General features: G+C 58.5%; 22 protein-coding genes and 3 tRNA genes. 13 read left to right on the forward strand and 12 right to left on the reverse strand.

The genetic code is table 11. From position 1 onward, the window contains the following. From R6X40_RS26730 to R6X40_RS26740, 3 genes are all read right to left on the reverse strand, one after another. Positions 1-123: GTP-binding protein (locus tag R6X40_RS26730; protein WP_234617910.1), on the reverse strand; the 123-nt coding region annotated here is incomplete at its 3' end. A gap of 267 nt (positions 124-390) precedes the next feature. After that, positions 391-464, reverse strand: a tRNA-Gly gene (locus tag R6X40_RS26735). 23 nt (positions 465-487) lie between these two features. Next, positions 488-572, reverse strand: a tRNA-Tyr gene (locus R6X40_RS26740). A 218-nt stretch (positions 573-790) separates the two neighbouring features. Here R6X40_RS26740 and rlmB point away from each other — a divergent pair. Beyond that, a complete protein-coding gene (gene rlmB / locus R6X40_RS26745) occupies positions 791-1,672 on the forward strand; it encodes a 23S rRNA (guanosine(2251)-2'-O)-methyltransferase RlmB (RefSeq protein ID WP_318417665.1) in 882 nt (293 codons plus the stop codon). 4 nt (positions 1,673-1,676) lie between these two features. Here rlmB and R6X40_RS26750 read toward each other — a convergent pair whose 3' ends face one another. The 3 genes from R6X40_RS26750 to R6X40_RS26760 all read right to left on the reverse strand — a co-directional run bounded on the left by R6X40_RS26750 (position 1,677) and on the right by R6X40_RS26760 (position 3,026). Next, on the reverse strand, positions 1,677-1,955 hold the full coding sequence (locus R6X40_RS26750) for a hypothetical protein (protein WP_318417667.1): 279 nt from the start codon (positions 1,953-1,955) through the stop codon (positions 1,677-1,679). A gap of 67 nt (positions 1,956-2,022) precedes the next feature. Beyond that, positions 2,023-2,238: an alkylphosphonate utilization protein gene (locus R6X40_RS26755; RefSeq protein ID WP_113314010.1), complete on the reverse strand. Its 216-nt coding sequence runs from the start codon at positions 2,236-2,238 to the stop codon at positions 2,023-2,025. 161 nt (positions 2,239-2,399) lie between these two features. Continuing rightward, positions 2,400-3,026 carry an FMN-dependent NADH-azoreductase gene (locus R6X40_RS26760; protein WP_318417670.1) on the reverse strand — a complete coding sequence of 209 codons (627 nt, stop codon included), beginning with the start codon at positions 3,024-3,026 and terminating at the stop codon, positions 2,400-2,402. A 146-nt stretch (positions 3,027-3,172) separates the two neighbouring features. Between R6X40_RS26760 and R6X40_RS26765 the strand changes: the two genes are divergently transcribed. The 5 genes from R6X40_RS26765 to R6X40_RS26785 all read left to right on the forward strand — a co-directional run bounded on the left by R6X40_RS26765 (position 3,173) and on the right by R6X40_RS26785 (position 7,187). Beyond that, positions 3,173-4,117: a LysR family transcriptional regulator gene (locus R6X40_RS26765; protein ID WP_318417671.1), complete on the forward strand. Its 945-nt coding sequence runs from the start codon at positions 3,173-3,175 to the stop codon at positions 4,115-4,117. 252 nt (positions 4,118-4,369) lie between these two features. Then, positions 4,370-4,445: transfer RNA gene (locus tag R6X40_RS26770), tRNA-Thr, on the forward strand. A 206-nt stretch (positions 4,446-4,651) separates the two neighbouring features. Next, on the forward strand, positions 4,652-5,497 hold the full coding sequence (locus R6X40_RS26775) for a glycosyl transferase (RefSeq protein ID WP_318417673.1): 846 nt from the start codon (positions 4,652-4,654) through the stop codon (positions 5,495-5,497). 149 nt (positions 5,498-5,646) lie between these two features. Then, positions 5,647-6,420, forward strand: a complete 774-nt coding sequence (locus R6X40_RS26780; RefSeq protein ID WP_318417675.1) for an NAD kinase — start codon at positions 5,647-5,649, stop codon at positions 6,418-6,420. A gap of 284 nt (positions 6,421-6,704) precedes the next feature. After that, the gene (locus R6X40_RS26785; protein ID WP_318417931.1) at positions 6,705-7,187 is read left to right on the forward strand and encodes a hypothetical protein; all 483 of its coding nucleotides are present in this window, start codon (positions 6,705-6,707) and stop codon (positions 7,185-7,187) included. Positions 7,188-7,266: 79 nt separating this feature from the next. On the opposite strand, the gene prfB is transcribed toward R6X40_RS26785, so the two are convergent. From prfB to R6X40_RS26805, 4 genes are all read right to left on the reverse strand, one after another. Then, positions 7,267-8,398, reverse strand: a protein-coding gene (gene prfB / locus R6X40_RS26790; RefSeq protein ID WP_318417677.1) for a peptide chain release factor 2 whose coding sequence is annotated in 2 segments (ribosomal slippage) — positions 7,267-8,328 and positions 8,330-8,398 — 1,131 coding nt in all. Because the reading frame shifts where the segments join, the coding sequence is not laid out codon by codon here. A 99-nt stretch (positions 8,399-8,497) separates the two neighbouring features. Further along, positions 8,498-10,951, reverse strand: coding sequence for a penicillin-binding protein 1A (locus tag R6X40_RS26795; protein WP_318417679.1), 2,454 nt, complete (start codon positions 10,949-10,951; stop codon positions 8,498-8,500). 372 nt (positions 10,952-11,323) lie between these two features. Continuing rightward, the gene (locus R6X40_RS26800) at positions 11,324-12,511 is read right to left on the reverse strand and encodes an N-acetylmuramoyl-L-alanine amidase (protein WP_412178474.1); all 1,188 of its coding nucleotides are present in this window, start codon (positions 12,509-12,511) and stop codon (positions 11,324-11,326) included. Positions 12,512-12,793: 282 nt separating this feature from the next. Then, the gene (locus R6X40_RS26805) at positions 12,794-13,093 is read right to left on the reverse strand and encodes a hypothetical protein (RefSeq protein WP_318417681.1); all 300 of its coding nucleotides are present in this window, start codon (positions 13,091-13,093) and stop codon (positions 12,794-12,796) included. A 241-nt stretch (positions 13,094-13,334) separates the two neighbouring features. Here R6X40_RS26805 and R6X40_RS26810 point away from each other — a divergent pair, with 241 nt between their 5' ends. Further along, positions 13,335-16,208: a ribonuclease E/G gene (locus tag R6X40_RS26810; protein WP_318417682.1), complete on the forward strand. Its 2,874-nt coding sequence runs from the start codon at positions 13,335-13,337 to the stop codon at positions 16,206-16,208. A 163-nt stretch (positions 16,209-16,371) separates the two neighbouring features. Continuing rightward, positions 16,372-16,587, forward strand: a complete 216-nt coding sequence (locus tag R6X40_RS26815) for a hypothetical protein (protein WP_318417684.1) — start codon at positions 16,372-16,374, stop codon at positions 16,585-16,587. Between the two features lie 150 nt (positions 16,588-16,737). Here the strand turns inward: R6X40_RS26815 and R6X40_RS26820 are convergent, their stop codons facing one another. Then, on the reverse strand, positions 16,738-17,895 hold the full coding sequence (locus tag R6X40_RS26820) for a pyridoxal phosphate-dependent aminotransferase (RefSeq protein ID WP_318417686.1): 1,158 nt from the start codon (positions 17,893-17,895) through the stop codon (positions 16,738-16,740). Positions 17,896-18,115: 220 nt separating this feature from the next. Here R6X40_RS26820 and R6X40_RS26825 point away from each other — a divergent pair, with 220 nt between their 5' ends. The 5 genes from R6X40_RS26825 (at position 18,116) to aat (ending at position 21,914) form a co-directional block, all read left to right on the forward strand. Next, positions 18,116-18,883 carry a DsbA family protein gene (locus tag R6X40_RS26825; protein WP_318417688.1) on the forward strand — a complete coding sequence of 256 codons (768 nt, stop codon included), beginning with the start codon at positions 18,116-18,118 and terminating at the stop codon, positions 18,881-18,883. A 122-nt stretch (positions 18,884-19,005) separates the two neighbouring features. Then, complete coding sequence (gene aroQ / locus R6X40_RS26830) at positions 19,006-19,452, forward strand: type II 3-dehydroquinate dehydratase (protein WP_318417690.1); 447 nt, start codon at positions 19,006-19,008, stop codon at positions 19,450-19,452. Between the two features lie 21 nt (positions 19,453-19,473). Beyond that, positions 19,474-19,938: an acetyl-CoA carboxylase biotin carboxyl carrier protein gene (accB, locus tag R6X40_RS26835; protein ID WP_318417691.1), complete on the forward strand. Its 465-nt coding sequence runs from the start codon at positions 19,474-19,476 to the stop codon at positions 19,936-19,938. Positions 19,939-19,947: 9 nt separating this feature from the next. Further along, positions 19,948-21,291, forward strand: a complete 1,344-nt coding sequence (gene accC, locus R6X40_RS26840) for an acetyl-CoA carboxylase biotin carboxylase subunit (protein WP_318417692.1) — start codon at positions 19,948-19,950, stop codon at positions 21,289-21,291. A gap of 8 nt (positions 21,292-21,299) precedes the next feature. After that, on the forward strand, positions 21,300-21,914 hold the full coding sequence (gene aat, locus R6X40_RS26845; RefSeq protein ID WP_318417693.1) for a leucyl/phenylalanyl-tRNA--protein transferase: 615 nt from the start codon (positions 21,300-21,302) through the stop codon (positions 21,912-21,914). 43 nt (positions 21,915-21,957) lie between these two features. On the opposite strand, the gene R6X40_RS26850 is transcribed toward aat, so the two are convergent. After that, positions 21,958-22,302: a GNAT family N-acetyltransferase gene (locus R6X40_RS26850; protein WP_318417934.1), complete on the reverse strand. Its 345-nt coding sequence runs from the start codon at positions 22,300-22,302 to the stop codon at positions 21,958-21,960. Positions 22,303-22,330: the final 28 nt, after the last annotated feature.

Raw genomic sequence — 22,330 nt, forward strand, 5'->3', positions numbered from 1 at the left:
CGCCTTGTATTCGCCGAAATACTTCGTGATCGCTGCCGTCAGCGACGTCTTGCCATGGTCGACGTGGCCGATCGTGCCAATGTTAACGTGCGGCTTATTGCGCTCAAATTTGCTCTTTGCCATGGGGTCAAGTTTCCTGTGATCAATGAGAATGCACCATACCGGCGGCGCCGGTTTGGGGAGGCGTTTAAGGGTTTCGGGCGGAATGCGCAAGACTTAATTATTTTGCGCGCCGTAAGGCCCTTTGGGGCCTGATGATGCCTATGTGGGGATGATGGCACCCAATTCCAATGCCCGTCACGCCAAATGCGGAAATGGGGCCGAATCAGCGACTTACCGGAAGCGCTTAAAGCAGAGCGATAACGTAACAAGGTATTGGGAGCTTTTTGATGGAGCGGGTAGCGGGAATCGAACCCGCGTATTCAGCTTGGAAGGCTGCTGCTCTACCATTGAGCTATACCCGCGGGTCAAGATCCGTCTGACAGAATGGTGGAGGGAGTTGGATTTGAACCAACGTAGGCTGAGCCAACGGATTTACAGTCCGTCCCCTTTAACCACTCGGGCATCCCTCCATTATTCTGTCGGGATCAAGCGACCAAGCTTTGCAGATCGAAGTGTTGTTTGCCGGGGCAAGTCAGCCCTTCAATCTGCGCCGGGTATATGACGGTCCCGTTTCATCCTGTCAACACAGCGCCTCAGAAAAAGTTGGGAAAATCGCGATAAAGATCGCCAGCGGCCGATTTCGCTAAAAACGGTTCCACGCGAACCGCATCATCAGTATAAGACAGACATGAGCAAAGATAATCCGGGCGATAAGAACGCCAAAGACACCCATTACGCCACTCTTCGCCGCGCGCATCGCGATGGCAAACGCGAACGCGGCGAAATTCCGACACCTGTGCAGGACAAGCGCAAGAGAAGCGCTGCACCAGACTGGAAGGCGCCGCAATTGGCACCAGACCAGGTGCTGCTTTACGGCATCCACACGGTGCGCGCAGCGCTCGACAATCCCGAGCGCAAGATCACCAAGCTTTCGGTGACGCAGAATGCGCTGGTGCGCCTGGAAACCGGTCCGGTCGAAGAACTTGGATTTCCGGTGGAAATCGTCACCCCGCAGGACCTAGACAAGATTCTCGGGCCTGATGCCATCCACCAGGGTGCGATGCTGGAAACCGTTCCCCTGCCCGTCCGCCGTCTTTCGGCGTTGAATGACAGTCCGCTGATTCTCGTGCTGGACCAGGTGACCGATCCGCACAATGTCGGCGCCATCATGCGGTCCGCCGTTGCCTTCGATGCCGGCGCAGTGATCACCACGCAGCGTCACAGCCCAACCGAATCAGGCGTCATGGCCAAATCGGCCTCCGGCGCGCTGGAAATGATCCCCTATATCCAGATCACCAACCTCGCCGACGCGCTGGAAGAGTTGCACAAGCTCGGCTTCGTCTCGATCGGCCTTGATTCGGACGCACCAGCACCACTCGAGCAGACGCTCACCGGCGCCAAGATTGCACTCGTTCTCGGTGCAGAGGGCAAGGGATTGCGGCAGAAGACACGCGACACCGTGAATGCGCTGGCGCGACTCGATATGCCGGGAGCCATCAAATCGCTGAATGTGTCAAATGCTGCAGCGATCGCCATGTATGCCGCGCGCGGCCATCTGGCCAAAGCCTGAGCGGCTACTGCGTCAAAGACATGATGCCAATCGATAACCGGGCTTCGGGACAACCATCCCGAAGCTTGCGCCATGTGGTGACATTGAGCTCCATTTCACAACGCGCCAGATAGGCGACGTCGCCGACGCGAATGCAGGCTGTCTGTCCAAGTTCGAGTTTCGAACCGTCACGATTCCTGCAGGTGCATTGCGCATCAGGCGGGGCTGAAAGCGGCGCAGCCGTAGAGGTTCCGGCAACGACCGAAACAAGCGCTGCCATCACAAGAGCCGGAACGCTTTTCATAAGCAGAGTGTAATACAAAAATACCGGCCGTCCAGCCCGCCGGACGTCTATAGCGCTTCGCGCTCGCTCAGGCCTTCTTCAGGAACTCCGTGCGCAACACCAGGCCCTTGATCTTGGCATGACGGCATTCAACCTCGTCCGGGTCTCCCGTCAGGTGAATGCCCTTGATCATCGTTCCGCGCTTCAAGGTCTCGGACGTGCCCTTCACCTTGAGGTCCTTGATCAGAGTGACATTGTCTCCCTCGATGAGAATCGTTCCGTTGCTGTCCCTGACATCCGTCATTTGCCATTCCAATCTGTATTCTGCCGCCCGAAGCCGCGTGTTCCGGGCTCTATCTCCTCACGGCAGATGTGTCCAGCTTGCGTTGCAACACGCCAAAACAGGTCACGAAAAAGCCGGGCGCGAGTGCCCGGCTCTCCAATCACACTGACAAAGCCAGATGATCAGGCGGCGATATCGAAATGTCCGCGGCCGGCAATGGCCTTTTCTGCCTCAGCGATCGCCGCATCCTTCGAGTCCGGGCTGATGGCCAGGCCTTCGGCACGAACGAACTCGATATCGGTGATGCCGATGAAGCCGAATACCGTGCTCAGATAGGTTTCCTGGTGATCCATGGCACTGATCGGGGACGCGCCGGAGTAATGGCCACCACGGGTCGAGGCAACGATCACCTTCTTGCCTTTGGCAAGGCCTTCGACGCCTGCCTCGGTGTAGCGGAAGGTGGTTCCGGCCACGAGAATGCGGTCGATCCAGGTCTTCAGCTGGCTCGGAATTGCAAAATTGTACATCGGCGCGCCGATAACGACGACATCGGCAGCGAGGAATTCGTTGAGCGAAGCGCGGCCGGCATCGAGCTCGGACACCAGCGTCGCATCGAGACCTTCCGGATTGGCGGAAGCCGCCATCAGGTGGGACCCATTGAGGTGGGCAAGCGGAGCAGCGGCGAGATCGCGGTAGGTGACGCTATCGCTTGGGCGCTCAGCCTTGATCCGTGCAACGATCGATGCCGTCAGGCGACGTGAAACGGAGTGATCTCCGAGAATGCCGGAGTCGATATGAAGAATATTCATGGTGGGCACCTTCATGTGCTTGTGTGGCGTTTGGGTGCATCACATATGAATTTAAAACAATCGGCCGATAAGTCGCCCCTTTTTCGACAAGCCGTTTCCTGATAGAAACAATGAAAGCCAGTCATCGATGAAACTGAAGGTGTGACATGCAGGACCTGAATGATCTCGCGCTGTTTGCGGCGGTGGTGAAATACAAGGGGTTTTCCGCGGCTGCCCGCGTTCTCAATGTCCCCAAATCCAAGCTCAGCAAGCATGTGGCGCGGCTGGAGCAGCAACTCGATGTCCGCCTTCTCGAACGCTCGACCCGCAAGCTGCGGGTGACAGAGATCGGACAGGCCTTCTATGAGCGCTGCGAAACGATCCTGTCCGGTGTGGAGGCTGCCGAAGCGGTGGTCGCTGCCGCAAAGAGCGAGCCGGCCGGTGTCGTGCGCCTCGCATGCCCGATCGGGTTCACACCCATGGTCGCAGCCATCCTGCCCGCGTTCCACCGGCGTTATCCGGGTGTCCGCCTGCTGATCACCGCCACCAATCGCCGCATCGATCTGGTCGAGGAACGCATCGACATTGCGCTGCGAGCACGCGACCAGCTTGATACCGACAACAACCTGATCATTCGCAAGCTGGGCGAAGCGCGCCAGTTTCTCGTGGCAAGCCCGGCTCTGATGGCGCGGATAGGCAATGTCACGATTGATACCCTGGGCACCATGCCGACGCTGTCGATGAACGAGCAGCATCTTTCCGATACTTGGCATTTAAACCACACCGATGGCGCCACACGCGACATCAGCCATCAACCCATTATCGGCTGCGGTGATTTCGGCATTCTCGAACGGGCTGCCATCGAAGGCGTTGGTATTGCGCTTCTACCGGATCATCTTTGCGGACGGGGGATCAGGACCGGCGTGCTGGTCCCGGTGCTGCCGGAATGGTGTTCGAACGCCACCATCGCCCATTTGGTCTTCACGTCGCGCCATGGCATGCTGCCGTCGGTCCGCGCGCTCATCGACTTTCTTGCCGACAATCTGCCAAGCGCAATGTCCCGTTGCACGGAAATCGACCCCAGCCCGGCAATGCTGGACGCTGCAGAATAACACCAGAGACACCCCGGCAGGCAAATACGCGCAGCGTCAGGTTCAAGCGTACCGAAAAGCCGAATCGGTGAAAACGAAACCAGCCGGTATCTGCGCCAACACCTTGTCCACAGCCTGCCGAACAAAAGGCCGTTGCCAGCAAATATCGGCCTTGCAGCGCAAATCATTTGCGGGACGACGAAAAAGCGGCGGAAAGTCTGCATTTTTGCTTTACACACGATCAGAATATGCTAATTCCCTGCCGCAAGTGCTGCCCTTATAGCTCAGTTGGTAGAGCACCTGATTTGTAATCAGGGGGTCTCGGGTTCGAATCCTGATGGGGGCACCATTTTTTTTCATAAATTCAAATTCTCATTTATCGAATGTTTAGACACACTGTCTGGAGATTTTCTCCGGTGAGTCGGCGCATTCGGAGGATTTGCACGCCGTAACCTGGAATCAGATCGCCGCAAGTCTATATGCACTCGACATCCCGCGGGAATGAGCTTGAACGCCGAAGCGACAAGGCCCGGCGCGAAATGAGGAATGACAAGCATGATGGCAGACGTTCTGGCGGCAAGCGGTGGCGTGAAGCAGGTAATTTGCATCAATTGGGGCACGAAATACGGCGCGCCGTTCATCAATCGGCTCTACGCAATGGTGGCCCGTAACATCACCCCTCCCTTCACCTTCACCTGCTTCACCGACAATCGGGATGGTCTGCATCCGGAAATTCTCCTGGAGGACTTGCCGCCGCTGGACATCGAAAAGATGCCGGTCAAGACCAAAGGCATCTGGCCGAAGGCGCGCCTCTGGGGTCCGAAACTGGGCAACCTCAGCGGCCCGGTCCTATTTCTCGACCTCGACCTCGTGATCGTCGGCTCCCTGGATTCTTTCTTCGAAGCCGGTGGGCCAGATGACGTGATGATCGCCCGGAACCAGACCACGCCATTCGAGCGCCTCGGCCAGACGTCTCTGTTCCGGTTTCCGGTCGGAAAGCTTGTTCCCCTGCTGGAAAAATTCCGCGCCGACCCGCAAGGCGTCGCTGACAAATATCAATTTGAACAACGGTTTGTTACTCGCAATGCTCCCGGTGGGGTCAAATTCTTCCCGCGCCGCTGGGTCCTGCATTTCAAGCAGGACTGTCGCTGGCCGATCCCGCTGAACTATTTCCTGGTACCCCGCCTGCCCTCGAATTCCAAGGTCATCCTGTTTCCCCGCAACTTTTTCCCGCAGCATGCGATTGACGGTCAGTTCGGCATTAGAGGACGTCCAGCGAAACCACTCGATCACATTCTTGGCTTGTTTGACCCCGCCCAGCGAAAGGGAAACGAGCCGTTCAAATACCTGCGCCAATATATTCTCCCAACACCGTGGGTCGCCGACCATTGGCGGGAATGAGGTTCGATCCTCCCTTCCCCGCGATGTTCTTTTGTGCATGATAATGTCTGTATTCTCTCAAGCGGCGCCTTCTGTCGGACGCTCGAATGAACCATATTCGGGGCCTTTCCGCAGGAAACGACCCTTTTTATAAAGCAGACAGGCATTTCATGGCTCGCACGTTCAACACCATCGCCTTTGCCGCTTCCGCCACCGACGAAGCACAGGCGGCGGAGACGGAATTGATCGCTCTCTACGGCCAGGAAGATCCGGAGGAAGCGGATGTAATCGTGGCACTCGGTGGCGATGGATTCATGCTGCAGACGCTCCACAAGACGATGAATTCCGGCAAGCTGATCTACGGCATGAACCGCGGCTCGATCGGCTTTCTGATGAACCGCTACAGCACGGAAAATCTTCACAAGCGGCTGGCGGATGCCGTTGAAAATACATTCCGGCCGCTGGAAATGCAGACCATTGATGCCGACGGCAACAGTTTCAAGGCGCTGGCGATCAACGAGGTCTATCTCTTTCGCCAGTCCTATCAGGCAGCCAAGCTAAGAGTGGCCGTCGATGATCGCGTAAGGCTGGAGGAGCTCGTCTGCGACGGCGTGCTGCTCTCCACGCCCGCCGGCTCAACGGCTTATAATCTCTCTGCCCATGGCCCGATCCTGCCGCTCGAGGCCCCGCTCCTAGCCTTGACGCCGGTCAGCCCTTTCCGGCCACGACGGTGGCGCGGCGCACTGCTGCCCAACAAGGTCACCGTCGACATCACCATTCTTGAGCCGGAAAAACGGCCGGTCAACGCGGTTGCCGATCATGTCGAGGTGAAGTCGGTGGTTCAGGTGCGGATCGCCGAATCGGAAAACATCACTGCGCATATTCTGTCAGATCCTGATTATTCCTGGTCAGACCGTATCCTTGCGGAACAGTTTTCCAACTAGAAGCTGCAGCCGCCCTCGCCGCTCCCTGCCGCAATGCTTTGATTTCGAATCGATTTCAGCCAAAAATTGTGGCAGAGTTAAGCGTGCCTTGATGCCCCAAACGGATCGAAGCAACAGAGCATCCAGCTTTTCACACGAGTTTACCTAAGGCGAAGACGATGCTCCCTAACCGACGTTTCCGCGTGCTTTCGCTTGAGCGGGGGCTGCTGCTACAACCGCAAAGGTTTGAGGTCCAGCCGCGTGCCGCCTCGCTTTTCGTTCAGTCCCTGACTGCGCTTATTCTGATGCTGCCTCTTGTTGCGGGATCACCTGCCCGCGCGGACGAGACTGTCCTGATGCCGTCCAACATCATTTTCGTGACGAGTACGGGGTACTGGGAGGAAAGCGGCGATCCATTGGCAGTCCTGGATCCAAAGGTTGGCACGACAGCAGGCAATCAACCGGCAACGGTACCGCTGGCTCAGCGGGGTTATTACAAGCTCGTTGCGGTGCGTCAGCCCGAGGGCAACGCCCACATCTTCCTGCAGCAGGTGGCGCTGGATGCCGCAGGACCCAAGGTGGTGTCATCAGCGGAGCTCGAGGAGTTTTCCGCTATGAAGGCCTATGTCACGGATATCAGACCGGAAACGTCAGATGGCGTCGCAGCCCAACCAGGGCTATTCGCTACGGTCTATCTGAAGACCGATCCGGCAGCCGGCGAACCTGAGACCTGGACCGTGCTGATCGACGACATCGGCGACATTAAGGTCGAGCGGGAAACAAACTGACGGCTTGAAAGCAGTTCAAAAGAAAAGCCGGGCGATCGGTGCCCGGCTTTTGAATTTTCAGAACATCTGAGAACCCGGCTTACGCCAGATCGTCGACCACGGCATCGGCGCCGCCATTGACGCGGTGGGCGAGCGCCGCTTCCATGAACTGGTTCAGGTCACCATCCAACACATCGTCGGGCGCTGTGCTGGAAACTCCGGTGCGCATGTCCTTGACCAGCTGGTAGGGTTGCAGCACGTAGGAGCGGATCTGGTGTCCCCAGCCGATATCGCTCTTTGACGCCGCTTCGATATTGGCCGCGTCTTCGCGCTTCTTCAATTCGGCTTCATAGAGGCGGGCGCGCAGCATGTCCCAGGCCTTGGCCTTGTTCTTGTGCTGCGAACGCTCCTGCTGGCACTGCACAACGATACCGGACGGCATATGCGTGATGCGCACGGCCGAGTCGGTGGTGTTGACGTGCTGGCCGCCGGCGCCGGACGAACGGTAGGTGTCGATGCGGCAATCGCTTTCGTTGATATCGATCTGGATCGAATCATCGATGACCGGATAGACCCAGATCGACGAGAACGAGGTGTGGCGACGGGCATTGCTGTCGAACGGCGAAATGCGAACGAGGCGATGGACGCCCGATTCCGTCTTCAGCCAGCCATAGGCATTGTGCCCTTTGATCAGCAGCGTTGCCGACTTGATGCCTGCTTCTTCGCCATCATGAACTTCGAGCAGCTCGACCTTGTAGCCCTGGCGTTCGGCCCAGCGCGTGTACATGCGCAACAGGATATTCGCCCAGTCCTGGCTCTCGGTACCACCGGCACCGGAATGAACTTCAAGATAGGTGTCGTTGCTGTCGGCTTCGCCAGACAACATCGCCTCCACCTGGCGGCGGGCCGCCTCGGTACGCAAGACGCGCAACGCATCCTCGGCTTCCTTGATGATGTCAGCGTCGCCCTCTTCCTCACCCAATTCGATGAGATCGATGGCGTCCTGCATCTGCTGCTCGAAGGCGCGGACGCTACTGATACCATCATCGAGATGCTGGCGCTCGCGCATCAGCTTCTGGGCTTCGGCTGCATCATTCCAGAGGTTTGGATCCTCCGACTTGTTGTTCAACCAGTCCAGCCGTCTTACCGCCTGATCCCAGTCAAAGATGCCTCCTCAGCAGGCTTATGGCCTGCTTGATTTCGTCGACAATATTTTCGATTTCAGTCCGCATGGTTCCGCTTCTTGCGTTCGTATGGAATGTGCGCCGTGAATAGCGACGCCTGCCGCTTGTGTAAAGACCGGCAGGCGTCAGCAAAGTGGAAGGATGGGGTTAGAACAGCCCGCTGGAGCCGCGGTTGATGGCGTCGTTTGCCTGCGGCGAAGCCTTCAGGATCTCTTCCGGCGGGATATACTGGTCGGCGCCACCGATGACCGAGAAGGTATCAGCTGGACCGGTGCCGGGCTTGAAGGCTTCGATGATCGTATCCGGATCGCCTTCAGCGGCAGCCATACCAGTCTTGCGGCTGACCGGGATCAGGCTCATGCCTTCAGGAACAACGAACTTGCTCGGGCGCGTGCCCTGCGTTGCGGCTTGCATGAAATCGTTAAACACGGGAGCTGCAAGACCGCCACCGGTCGCACCGCGGCCAAGCGGCGCCGGGCTGTCGAAGCCAAGATAGAGGCCGGCGACCATGTCCGGTGTATAGCCAACGAACCAGGCGTCCTTTTCGTCATTGGTTGTCCCGGTCTTGCCGGCCACCGGACGATCCAACTTGATCTTGCCGGCAGCGGTGCCCCGGGAAATCACGCCCTCCATCATCGAGGTAATCTGATAGGCGGTCATCGGATCGAGGACCTGCTCGCGGTTGTCGGTGAGAACCGGCTCTTCCTGACCTTCCCAATCGGCAGCATTACAATTGTCGCAGGTCCGCTCTTCGTGACGGAAGATTGTCTTGCCGTAGCGGTCTTGAATGCGGTCGATCATCGATGGCTTGATCTGCTTGCCGCCGTTGGCAAGCACGGAATAGGCGGAGACCATGCGCAGCACCGTCGTTTCGCCTGAGCCGAGCGACATCGCCAGAACCGGCAGCATCTTGTCGTAGATGCCGAAACGTTCGGCATATTCGGCCACGAGGTTCATGCCCATATCGTTGGCAAGACGGACCGTCATCAGGTTACGCGACTTTTCGATGCCAAGGCGCAGCGTCGAGGGACCAGCCGAACCGCCGCCATAGTTTTCCGGACGCCAGACCTGACCGCCGGTGACGAGTTCGAACGGCGCATCGAGAATGACGGACGCGGGCGTATAGCCGTTGTCGAGCGCTGCCGCGTAGACGAAAGGCTTGAAAGAAGATCCCGGCTGACGCATCGCCTGCGTTGCGCGATTGAATTCCGACTGGCCGTAGGAAAAACCGCCTGCCATGGCGAGAACGCGCCCGGTATGCGGATCCATGGCGACAAGACCGCCCTGCACTTTCGGCGGCTGGCGCAGGCGGTATTCGCCCGATTCCGTTGTCGCTTCGACATAAACAACATCGCCCGGACCAACGACACCTTCCGGTGACTTTGCCGATTTGCGGTCGCCGGTCGAGGAACGGTAGGCCCATTGCATGTTCTTCGCTGTGATATGGCCGGTCAGGCGATCAGCGCCGACCTTGCCGCCCGCATCCTTTTCCGGCTGGATGCCGATATCGGCGCCGTTGCCATCGACGGCCAGAACGACTGCGAGTTTCCACTCGGGAACATCCGACAGCGCATTCAACTTGCCGAGCGGGTCGCCCCAGTCGCCACCGATCTCGATCGACTTCATCGGACCGTGGAAACCACGGCGCTCGTCATAGGAGACCAGTGCATTCTGCAGCGCCCGGCGGGCTTCCACCTGAATCCGCGGGTCGAGCGAGGTGCGAACGGAAAGACCGCCTTCATAGAGAGCGTTGTCGCCGTAGCGCTGGATGATCTGGCGGCGGACTTCCTCGGCGAAATAGTCTGACGCGAACAGATGCGATCCGCCACGGCGAACGCTGACGCCGAGCGGCTGCTTCTTGGCTTCCTCACCATCGCTCTTGGCGACGTAACCATTTTCGACCATGCGGTCGATGACCCAGTTGCGGCGCTCGATTGCGGCCGGGGCCTTGCGGAACGGATGATAGTTGGCCGGCCCCTTCGGCAGGGCTGCCAGATAGGCCGTTTCCGCAATGGTCAGTTCAGTCACCGACTTGTCGAAATAGGTCAGTGCCGCGCCAGCGATACCATAGGAGTTCAGGCCGAAGAAAATCTCGTTGAGATAGAGTTCGAGAATGCGGTCCTTGCTGTAGGCCTGCTCGATGCGGAACGACAGGATCGCTTCCTTGACCTTGCGGTCGATCGTCTGGTCGGCGGACAGAAGGAAGTTCTTGGCAACCTGCTGGGTAATGGTCGAGGCACCAACCGGACGGCGGCCAGAGCCGAAATTCTGCAGGTTGACGAAGATAGCGCGGCCAAGACCAGTGATGTCGACGCCCGGATGCTGGTAGAAATTCTTGTCTTCGGCCGAAATGAAGGCCGCCTTGACGCGATCGGGAATGGCCTGGATCGGCAGATAGAGGCGCCGCTCGCGGGCATATTCGGCCATCAGCGCACCGTTACCGGCATGAACGCGCGTCGTTACCGGCGGCGCATAGCTGTTGAGGACCTCATAGTCTGGCAGGTCCTTGGTCACATGGCCAAGATAGATGGCAGCCGCTGCGGCAACGCCGAGCACCAGAAATGCGCCAATACCGAAGAAATATCCAATCAGTCTGATCATCAGCCAGGTACCGGTATCCAGTTATCGTTTATCTATGCGGAGAACACGCTGCCGGTGGGCCTAACCCGCACCTTGCCCGAATGCAATCACGCCAACGAATTAAACAACGAATGAATAGCGTTCCGGATGGCCGGTGACGCTTCTCCACGCTGCATGTTTACGACTGGCCATCGTCTTTCAGATCACCCGCCGTGCAATTCAGGTTTCCGGATAGCGACCGGATTGTGAGGAAAATAGGGCTTGCGGCCGATTAAACACAGGTCATCCCCTTGAAAACGATATCGCTGTTACTCTGGCGACACAAATCACAAGAGCCACTCTTGCCAGTCCAAACCGCGGGCTAGCAACGGATGAAGCCCGTCCAAACCGTGGTCAACCGCCGTTTGCAACCGCCTCGCCGCGATAGCGGCGCACGGCAACGGCCAGCAGATCGGCAACCTTGCTGCGCCAAACCGGATCGACGAGGAGCTTTTCATCCTCCTTGTTGGACAAGAAACCCAGTTCCAGCAAGATAGATGGCACGTCCGGCGCCTGTAGCACACGGAATCCAGCATGGCGGTGGGGATTGTTGATCAGGTTGATCTGTCCCTCGAATGAAGAAACGACAGACCGTGCCAGGTTGACCGAGAACGCCTGCGTTTCGCGGCGCGTCAGATCGATCAGAATGTCGGCGACTTCAGCCGGTTCACTTTTGAATGTGACGCCAGCGATCTCGTCCGACAGATTTTCGCGTGCCGCGAGGTTGGCTGCCAGATGGTCGGAGGCCTTGTCGGAGATGGTATAGACGGTGGCGCCGCGAATATCGCGCTGCTTCAATGTATCGGCATGGATGGAGATGAACAGATTGGCGCCGTGCTGGCGGGCGACCTGCACGCGTTCCGGCAGCGACAGGAACTCATCCTTGTCGCGCGTCAGGAACGCCTTGACACCATTCTCCTTGTTGAGCGTCTCGACCAGCTGGGTGGCGAAGGCGAGCGTCACACTCTTTTCCTCCATCTTGGTCTCGCTGCCGATAGCGCCGGTATCGATACCGCCATGGCCTGCATCGACGGCAACGACAAATGCCCCTGGAGCTGCGGGCTCGACCAGGCGATCGGTTTTCGCAGCAGTGACGCTACCGGTCCACTTCTGCTCTTCGATCAGGCTGGAGAACCGCGCCTCGCTCACTTTTTCAGTATCGAGAATAAGGCGAAAGCCCTTCCCTTCTTCGTCTGGCTTGACGTCAGCGACAGTGACAGCGACGGGCTTGCTTGCCGTGAGCACGACACGAGCGCTGCCCGGTCCCATGGCTCCATAGCGAATTTCAGTGAACAGGCCACGCGCCTTCAAGTCGTCTGGCTTCAGGCCGAAGGATGTTTCCGGCAGATCGACGATGACGCGAGGCGGATTAGCAACATAGTGGACGAAGAATATCGGCTTGCGATCGAAATCGATCACGACCCTTGTGCGGGCATCGTCACCGGCGATCCGGGCGCCGTAGGCGAGCAAAGGTGCGTCGGCAGCATGAGCGACCGGCGCCGCAGAGACAAGTAAAAGGCCCAGCAGGCACCGTCGTATCATCGCTGACAGGATCAAATCCGCTCTTCCTTAGTTTCACACGCCAGCCGGAACCCCGTGGTAGCGTTTCCCGCCATCCGGTCCTGGCGTTTCATTTCGGGACATAGCCCTACACCTGGCGCGTTTCTGCCTGTAGCATCCATGACGTCATATGGTTAACTAAACCTTGCTTTCCCCACCCTTAAGATGCGCCGCCTCGCCTCTCCCACCACAGCTAAAGCGCATAAAGATGGCTGGAAACCGGCCCTCCCGCAGTACACACCCAGACAAGCGAATCAATCAATATTATGGCGGTTCCGGCTTTTCCCTTGCCATTGTGACATAGAAAACATAAAAGCCTTGCAGGGAGAAAGTGTTGACGGGATAGAATCGACGACCGGCAGCCAGAGGGTTTTTTAAGCCCTGGCGCCAGAGCGTGATCGGGACGGGTAATACCGCTTCAACGCAGATCACGTCTCGGACAAGCAGTCGCGCTTCATCCGCCGTCGCTCCACTTTTTCTTCGTATGCTGAATCGAGAAATTCCGGCGGTGGCCGGAGCGTTTATGGTGACGATCACCGCAGGCCCGTGACCGGGCACATTCATCGGGCTTCAGGGCCTACTACATTGGCATTCTTGTTTGGTCATTAACGTTGTCCCAGCAGTATCGGTCAGAAGTAAACAGGCCCCGGAACAGACTAGTTCCGGCTGCTGTCTGGCTGTTGGACGATCTCCCCAACCATACAGGAACATTCACATCCGGCGAAAAACCTGAGCTGCATGGAAAGTCTCTTCCGGGACGCTATTTTCCTGCCGTTTTCAAGGTGCGCCGAGGAGCACCACTTACATGGCAGAGAAAATGCTTATCGATGCGTCTCACGCTGAAGAGACGCGCGTCGTTGTCGTACGCGGAAACCGCATAGAAGAATTCGACTTCGAATCCGAACACAAGAAACAGATCCGCGGCAATATCTATCTCGCGAAAGTAACGCGCGTAGAGCCGTCGCTGCAGGCGGCCTTCGTCGATTACGGTGGCAACCGCCACGGCTTCCTGGCCTTCGCCGAAATCCACCCCGATTATTACCAGATCCCGCTCGCCGACCGGCAGGCCCTTCTGCGGCAGGAAGCCGAAGAAGCGCGCCGTGACGACGACATCGAGCATGTCGAAACCGGCACGGATCTCGGTCCTGATTCCGATGAGGAAACAGATGAGACGACTGTTGAAAACGTTGTCGAGATCATTGAGACGGCTGCCGAGCCGGTCGAGACAGTAGAAACAGCTGTCGCGGCTGAAGAAAAGCCGAAGGCAAAAGCCAAGCGCCCGCGCCGGACCAAAAAGGCTGCTGCCGCCGAAGCAGATGCAACCGTTGCTGACGGCGACGAAGGCAATGGCGGCGAAATGGCTGCCATGGTCGATACCGACAGCATTTCGGAAGACACCCGTGGCGGACGCCGTGGTCATGATGACGACGATGATGACGATGGTCATCACGAAGAAAAGGAAGTCATTGAATCCGTCGGCGCAGAAGACGCGATGGAAGAAGTGCCGGACCGCCAGGTCAACCGCCGCCCGCGCAAGCAGTATCGCATCCAGGAAGTCATCAAGCGCCGGCAGATCCTGCTCGTGCAGGTGGCCAAGGAAGAACGCGGCAACAAGGGCGCTGCCCTCACCACCTATCTGTCGCTGGCTGGCCGCTATTCGGTTCTGATGCCAAACACCGCGCGTGGCGGTGGCATTTCCCGCAAGATCACCAACCTGCCGGACCGCAAGCGTCTGAAGGAAATTGCCCGCGCGCTCGACGTGCCGCAGGGCATGGGCGTTATCCTGCGCACCGCCGGTGCCAACCGCACCAAGGTCGAAGTCAAGCGCGACTTCGAATATCTGATGCGCCTGTGGGAAAACGTCCGGACGCTGACCCTTTCTTCCACGGCCCCTTGCCTCGTCTATGAAGAAGGCAGCCTGATCAAGCGCTCGATCCGCGACCTTTACAACAAGGATATCAGCGAGATCATCGTTGCCGGTGAAGAAGGTTACAAGGAAGCCAAGGGCTTCATGAAGATGCTGATGCCGAGCCACGCCAAGGTGGTTCAGCCTTACCGCGACGTGCACCCGATCTTCTCGCGCTCGGGCATCGAAGCCCAGCTCGACCGGATGCTTGTACCGCAGGTGACGCTGAAGTCCGGTGGCTACATCATCATCAACCAGACCGAAGCGCTGGTGGCGATCGACGTCAACTCGGGCCGTTCGACCCGCGAACACTCGATCGAAGACACGGCACTTCAGACCAACCTTGAAGCTGCCGAAGAAGTGGCTCGCCAGTTGCGCCTCCGCGACTTGGCCGGTCTCGTGGTCGTCGACTTCATCGACATGGAAGAGAAGCGCAACAACCGCTCGGTTGAAAAGCGTCTGAAGGATCACCTGAAGAACGACCGCGCCCGCATCCAGGTTGGCCGTATCTCGCATTTCGGTCTGCTCGAAATGTCGCGCCAGCGCATTCGCGCTTCGGTGCTTGAATCGACGATGCAGGTTTGCTCGCATTGCAACGGTACGGGCCACGTCCGGTCGCAGTCCTCCGTTGCCCTGCATGTCCTGCGCGGCGTCGAGGAATATCTGCTGAAGAACACCACGCACAACATCACCGTGCGCACGACGCCGGATATCGCGCTCTACCTGCTCAACCACAAGCGCGGCACGATCATCGATTATGAAGAGCGCTTTGGCGTTCAGATCATCATCGAAGCGGACGCCCATGTCGGCGCCCAGCATTTCGCCATCGATCGCGGCGAAGCTGTCGAAAACCCGGTCAAGATCGAGCAGATCCTTCAGTTCGAGCCGGAAATCGATGAAGACGACGATATCATCATCGAAGAGGACATCGAGGACGAAGAAGAAGTCGTGGCAGAAGCCAAGCCGGAACGCACTGAGCGGGCCGAGCGCAGCGAACGGGCACCTGCCGAGCAGACTGACGAACAGGGCAACCGCAAGCGCAAGCGCCGCCGGCGCCGGCGTGGTGGCCGCCCGGGTGGCGATCAGGGTGCAGAAGCCGGTGCTACTTCCGAGGATACATCCGATGAGGATGGCGACGAGGACGAAGCCGATGACGTCGCTGCACAGGCCGCTGGCGAAGATGCACAGGATGCAGGCCTGAGCGAAGAAGAACGCCAGAAGCGCAAGCGCCGCCGTCGCGGCAAGCGTGGTGGCCGCCGTAATCGTCCGGACGAGGCAGAGGGTGAAAACCTGGAAGCTGACGGCGAAACCAATGGCGAAGACGTTTCGACGGTTGCGCCAGAAGCAGAAGCTGCCGAAGCCGTTGTTACCGCGGTTGCCGTCGAGGTCGTTGCTGAAGCCCCGGTTGTTGCCGCGGAAGAGGTAAAGCCCGCCAAGCCGAAGCGCAGCCGCAAGAAGGCTGTCGCTGCAGTCGAAGAGGCAGTTGCCGAACAAACTCCTGTAGCGACCGCCGATGCGGATGCTCAGGCTGCTGTCGAAGCAAAGCCGGAAGTGGTTGCCGTCGCAGAAGAGCCAGCTGTCGAAAAGGCAGCGGCAGACCTCGACGAAACGAAGCTGGAGGAGATCAAGCCAGTCCGCGCCAACCGCGATATCGAAACGATCGCCAGCGAACCGGTGATCAAGTCGTCATCCACCGTCCAGAAGGACGACGGCGACGCGGAGCCGGCAAAGCCCAAGAAGGGCGGCTGGTGGCAGAAGCGCGGCTTCTTCTGAGCCAAGACTGACACTTAAGAGATGAAAAACCGGCCAAGTGATTGGCCGGTTTTTTTCGTTTCAAGGCCTGTTCCATCCGTAACTGTGAAAATATCACGGCTGTAGCAGAGTGTGTTTCGCTGGACGAGATGGGCTCGCCCCGCATCTGCCAGAGGAGGCAATCATGCGACGTTTTCTGGTCGCAGCGGCTCTTGTCGCCATTCCCACGATTTCGCTTGCAACCCCATCACAAGCCGACGGTAGGAGCCGCCAGCGCTATAATGATTTTTATTACGGAAGATATGACACGGCCTTTGAACCTGTCTGTGTGGTCAAGACGGTTCGGACGACGGACGCGTACGGCAACCGCATCATCCAGAAGGTTCGCATCTGCCACTGAGGTCAGCGGTTTGACATGCGTTGCAGGCATGCGCGTTCGATGAGCGCGCATGAGACACCGTTTCCGCCGTAGACCCACCTGCCAATCGGATTCACGACCGTAACAGTTTGATTCCGGAAAGTCCTTTAACAGACTGAAATCGTTAAAGCGTCACGCCAACCAACGCGCGATGCGATCCATTGCATCAACCATATCCGCTTGCGCGCCCGCATAGGAAAACCGCATCGTGCGATGCCCCTCGAGCGGATCGAAATCGAGGCCCGGTGTTGCTGCAACACTGATCTCAGCCAGCATCTTGCGGGCAAAATCCATGCTGTCATTGGTGAAGCGGCTGACATCGGCATAGGCATAGAAGGCACCATCCATCGGCGAGGCGATGGAAAAGCCGATCTCCGGCAGGCGCTTCAGCAAGAGGTCGCGATTGGCGCTATAGGATGCCTTGTAGACATCCAGTTCGGCCTCGCAGCCGAGCGCTGCCTCTGCGGCGATCTGCGACAATTCCGGCGGCGAGATATAGAGGCTCTGGGCGATCCGCTCGAAGGCGCGAACTTTGGCTTCCGGCAAAACCATCCAGCCGATCCGCCAGCCGGTCATGCAATAATATTTCGAGAACGAGTTGATGATCACGGCCTCATCGGTGACTGCAAGCGCCGTCGTCTCGTCGCCTGCAAATGTCAGGCCGTGATAGATCTCGTCCGAGATGAAGGCGATGTCATTGTCATGGCAATAATCCGCCAAGGCCTTCAACCCCGCCCTGCCGGTGACCGTGCCTGTCGGGTTGGCCGGGCTGGCAAGCAAGACGCCGTTCAGCGGTTTGCCAGCTTTTACAGCGGCGGCTTCCAGGCTTTTCGGTGTCAGCGTAAAGCCGCTCTCGGCATCCGCTTCGACCTCAACCACGGTCAGTCCGAGGGCCGACAGAATGTTGCGGTAAGCCGGATAGCCCGGGCGGGCGATGGCAACACAATCGCCGGGATCAAACAGCGCCAGGAAAGCCAGATTGAAGCCCGCCGACGAGCCTGTCGTGACCGCGACGCGCTGCGGATCGATATCAATGCCGTAGCGGGACCGATAGTGGCGGGCGATGGCGATGCGCAGCGACATAGTTCCCAGCGCATCGGTATAGCCGAGACGGCCATGATCGAGCGCCGTTCGTGCGGCCTCCAGAGCCGCCTTCGGCGCGGGATGACTGGGCTGGCCCACGGCCATCGAGATCACCGGATAACCGGCCTCGCGGCGTTTGGTGGCCTCGGCCAGAACGTCCATGGCATGAAATGGCTCGACAGCGCTGCGAACGGAAAGGGGCTTCATCGGCACATCCTCGATATATTTGACGTGACAGGCATGTGCCCGATCGCAAAGGCCTTCACAAGTGCGCGAGCGCCGTATTTCCGCCGATTTTGCGGTTTCGTTTGGCGCCGCGCCACCCTATGGTCGGCGACGATATTCTGTTGTCCTTCAAACAAGTCTGTTGACGCGGCCTTAGCACTTGAACGACAGACTGCAGCAACGAAAGACAACGAGGACCATCATGGCATTCAACGCTCGCAAGATCATCGCAGCTTCGCTTATCCTTTTGACGGCGAGTGCTGCTGCCACTCCCGCAGCCTACGCGCTGGATGCCAAGCAGAAGCAGGAAATCGGCGATTTCATCAAGGAATACCTCGTCGCCAATCCGGAAGTCCTGCTCGAAGCCCAGAAATCGCTGAAGCAGAAGCAGGCCGACGAACAGTCGGCGCAGGCGCAGGCCGCCATCACCGGCAATGAAAAAGCGATCTTCCAGTCTGCCTACGACGTGACGCTCGGCAATCCGAATGGCGACGTCACCATCGTCGAGTTCTACGATTATAATTGCGGCTACTGCAAACGCGCTCTGTCCGACATGGAAACCATTCTGGAAAAGGACAAGAACGTCCGCTTCGTCCTGAAGGAACTGCCGATTCTCGGACCGGATTCGATGGCCGCACATAAGGTCAGCACCGCATTCCGCGCAATCGCGCCGGAAAAATACGGCGACTTCCACCGCGCCCTTTTGGGTGGTGAAGACCGCGCCAACGAAGAAACAGCAATGGCCGTTGCCACCGGTCTTGGCGTTGCCGAAGCCGATCTGCGCAAGAAGATGGCCGAGAACACCCAGGACGACGCCGTCAAGGAAGTCTACACACTTGCCAACGATCTCGGCATCACCGGCACGCCGTCCTATGTCATCGGCAAGGAAGCCGTCTATGGTGCCGTCGGCGCCGAAGAGATTGAAACTAAAGTCACCAATGTCCGTACCTGCGGCAAGACCGTCTGCTGAGCCCACTTTTGGCTAAAGCAGCACGTTATGGCTTGTGGACAAATGCCGAGGGGGGCCAAAGGGCTTTTCCTTGGCAGTCCGCCGGTCTATAGGTAGCGCTCGATTATCGGACCGGACCTCTTATGCCATCGACCATTTTCGTGCTGAACGGCCCCAACCTCAACGCGCTCGGAAAACGCGAGCCCGGTATTTATGGGGGGCAGACGCTGGCCGACATCGAGGCAATGTGCGTCGAGCATGGCAATGCACTGGGCCTCAACGTCGTTTGCCGTCAAAGCAACCACGAAGGCGACCTCATCGACTGGTTCCATGAGGCAGGCAGTGTGGCACAGGGCATCGCCATCAATGCCGGCGCCTATACCCATACATCGATCGCATTGCACGATGCGGCAAAGGCGATCGGCATTCCGGTCGTCGAAGTGCACCTGTCCAATGTTCACGCCCGCGAGGAATTCCGGCATAAATCGATGCTGGCACCAGCGGCGAAAGGCGTGATCTGCGGCTTTGGTGCCGACAGTTACATTCTTGCGCTCAATGCGCTAAAGACACTCACACAACACACGAAATAAAAAGAACACGAGGCTCCTATCATGGCTGACAAGAAACCCGGCATCGACCAGACGCTGATCCGCGATCTCGCCAACATCCTGAACGAAACCGATCTCACCGAAATCGAAGTGCAACAGGACGACCTGCGTATCCGCGTGTCGCGCGCCGGTACGCCGCAATACGTGTCCGCTCCGGTTCCGGTCGCCGCACCGGTCCAGGTCGCCTCCGCTGGCGTTTCCGCCGTCTCGGCTGCGGAAACAGCAAAGACCTCCAAGAACGCCCTCACCGCACCGATGGTCGGCACGGCCTATCTGTCGCCGGCTCCCGGTTCGCGCCCCTTCGTTGAAGTCGGCGCCACCGTCAAGGAAGGCCAGACCATCCTGATCATCGAAGCCATGAAGACGATGAACCAGATCCCGGCGCCCCGCTCCGGCAAGGTTACCCAAATCTTCGTTGAAGACGGCGCGCCGGTTGAGTACGGCGAAGCGCTTGTCATCATCGAATAGGCCGCGCAGATGATTTCAAAAATCCTCATCGCCAATCGCGGCGAAATCGCCCTTCGGGTGCTGCGTGCCTGCAAGGAACTCGGCATCGCCACCGTCGCCGTCCATTCGACCGCTGACGCCAATGCGATGCATGTGCGTCTTGCCGACGAAAGCGTCTGCATCGGTCCGCCGCCGTCGCGCGACAGCTATCTGAACATCCACCAGATCGTTGCTGCCTGCGAAATCACCGGCGCGGATGCCGTGCATCCGGGCTACGGCTTTCTGTCGGAAAATGCCAAGTTCGCCGATATTCTCGACGCGCATGGCATTACCTTTATCGGACCGACCGCCGACCACATCCGCATCATGGGTGACAAAATCACCGCGAAGGAAACCGCCAAGTCGCTTGGCATTCCGGTCGTTCCTGGTTCTGCCGGCGAAGTGAAGCCGGAGAACGCGCTGGAGATTGCCCGCGAAATCGGCTTCCCCGTGCTGATCAAGGCCACTGCCGGTGGTGGTGGGCGCGGTATGAAGGTCGCCAAGAACGAGGAAGAGCTCTCCGAGGCTGTGTCCACGGCCCGTTCCGAGGCGCTTGCCGCTTTCGGCAACGAAGCCGTCTACATGGAAAAGTATCTCAGCAAGCCGCGCCATATCGAAGTTCAGGTCGTCGGCGACGGTGAAGGCAATGCCATCCATCTCGGCGAACGCGACTGCTCTTTGCAGCGCCGTCACCAGAAGGTCTGGGAAGAAGCCAACTCGCCGGCACTCAATGTCGAGCAGCGGATGAAGATCGGCGAAATCTGCGCCGATGCCATGCGCAAGCTGAAATACCGCGGCGCCGGTACGATCGAGTTCCTCTACGAAAACGGCGAGTTCTTTTTCATCGAGATGAACACCCGCCTGCAGGTCGAGCATCCGATCACCGAAGCCATTACCGGCATCGATCTGGTGCATGAGCAGATCCGCGTCGCGTCCGGCGGTGGTCTGTCAGTGACGCAGGAAGAGGTCGTCTTTTCCGGCCATGCCATCGAATGCCGCATCAATGCCGAGGATCCGCGCACCTTCGTGCCGTCCCCCGGCACGATCACGCATTTCCATGCGCCCGGCGGTCTCGGTGTTCGCGTCGATTCAGGTGTCTATCAGGGCTACAAGATTCCGCCTTACTACGACAGCCTGATCGGCAAACTGATCGTGCATGGACGCACTCGCGTCGAATGCATGATGCGCCTGCGCCGCGTGCTCGATGAATTTGTCATCGACGGTATCAAGACGACCTTGCCTCTGTTCCAGGACCTGATCAACAATCAGGACATCGCCAACGGCGACTACGACATCCATTGGCTGGAAAACTACCTGGCCAAGTCGGCCGAATGAGGTTTTGAATGAAAGGGACCCGCAGCAGGCAGCCGGACATTACACCGGATTTGCTGTTGCGGGCCTATTCCATAGGCCTGTTCCCGATGGCCGACAGCGCTGATGATCCCGAACTGTTCTGGGTCGAGCCTGAATTGCGGGGCATCATCCCGCTCGACAATTTCCACGTCTCCAAAAGCCTTGCGAAGACAATCAAGCGCGCGCCTTTCGATATCCGTTATGACACGGCCTTCGAACAGGTGATGGAGGGCTGCGCCGCCCCTGCCCCGGATCGCCCCACCACCTGGATCAACGCAAAAATCCGCTCGCTCTATGCAACGCTGCACAGCATGGGCCATGCCCATTGTGTAGAAGCCTGGGAGGGTGATGAACTGGTCGGCGGCCTATACGGCGTTTCGCTTGGATCGGCCTTCTTCGGCGAAAGCATGTTTTCGCGCCGCACGGATGCCTCGAAGATTTGCCTCGTGCATCTGGTGCAGCGCCTTCGCAAACAGGGCTTTGTCCTGCTCGACACGCAATTCACCACCGAACATCTGAAAAACTTCGGCGCGATCGACGTGCCGAAAGCGCGATATGAAAAAATGCTGGCGCGCGCCATAGCAACAGTCCATCTGAGGTTCTAGACGCAAGCGCGTCGTCGGCTTACCGGATAGGGAATCTAAAAACCTATCGCAGCTTCATCACGCCCGCTTCGGTGGGGCTGAAACCGCAGTTGCGATAGAACGTGGCCAGATGTCCTTCGAAATCGACATGCAGCCACACGGCGCCCCGCTCGCGGGCAAGCGTCTCTGCCGCCTTTACCAGTCGGGTTGCGATGCCCTTGCGGCGTTTATGGGGATGCACGCAGGTATCCAGAATGAATGCGTGGATACCGCCGTCCCAGGCGACGTTGACGAAGCCGATCAGCTGCTCGTCGTCATAGGCGCCGACATGGGCAAGGCTGTGCGACAGAACACCTGAAAAATCTCTGGGCACGTGTTCGCCCCAGGCGGCGGCCCACAGCGTATTCATCTGGTCATTGGCGGGAAAGGGATCGGAG

Source organism: Rhizobium sp. PL01, from assembly GCF_033447125.1.
Lineage (GTDB): Bacteria > Pseudomonadota > Alphaproteobacteria > Rhizobiales > Rhizobiaceae > Pararhizobium.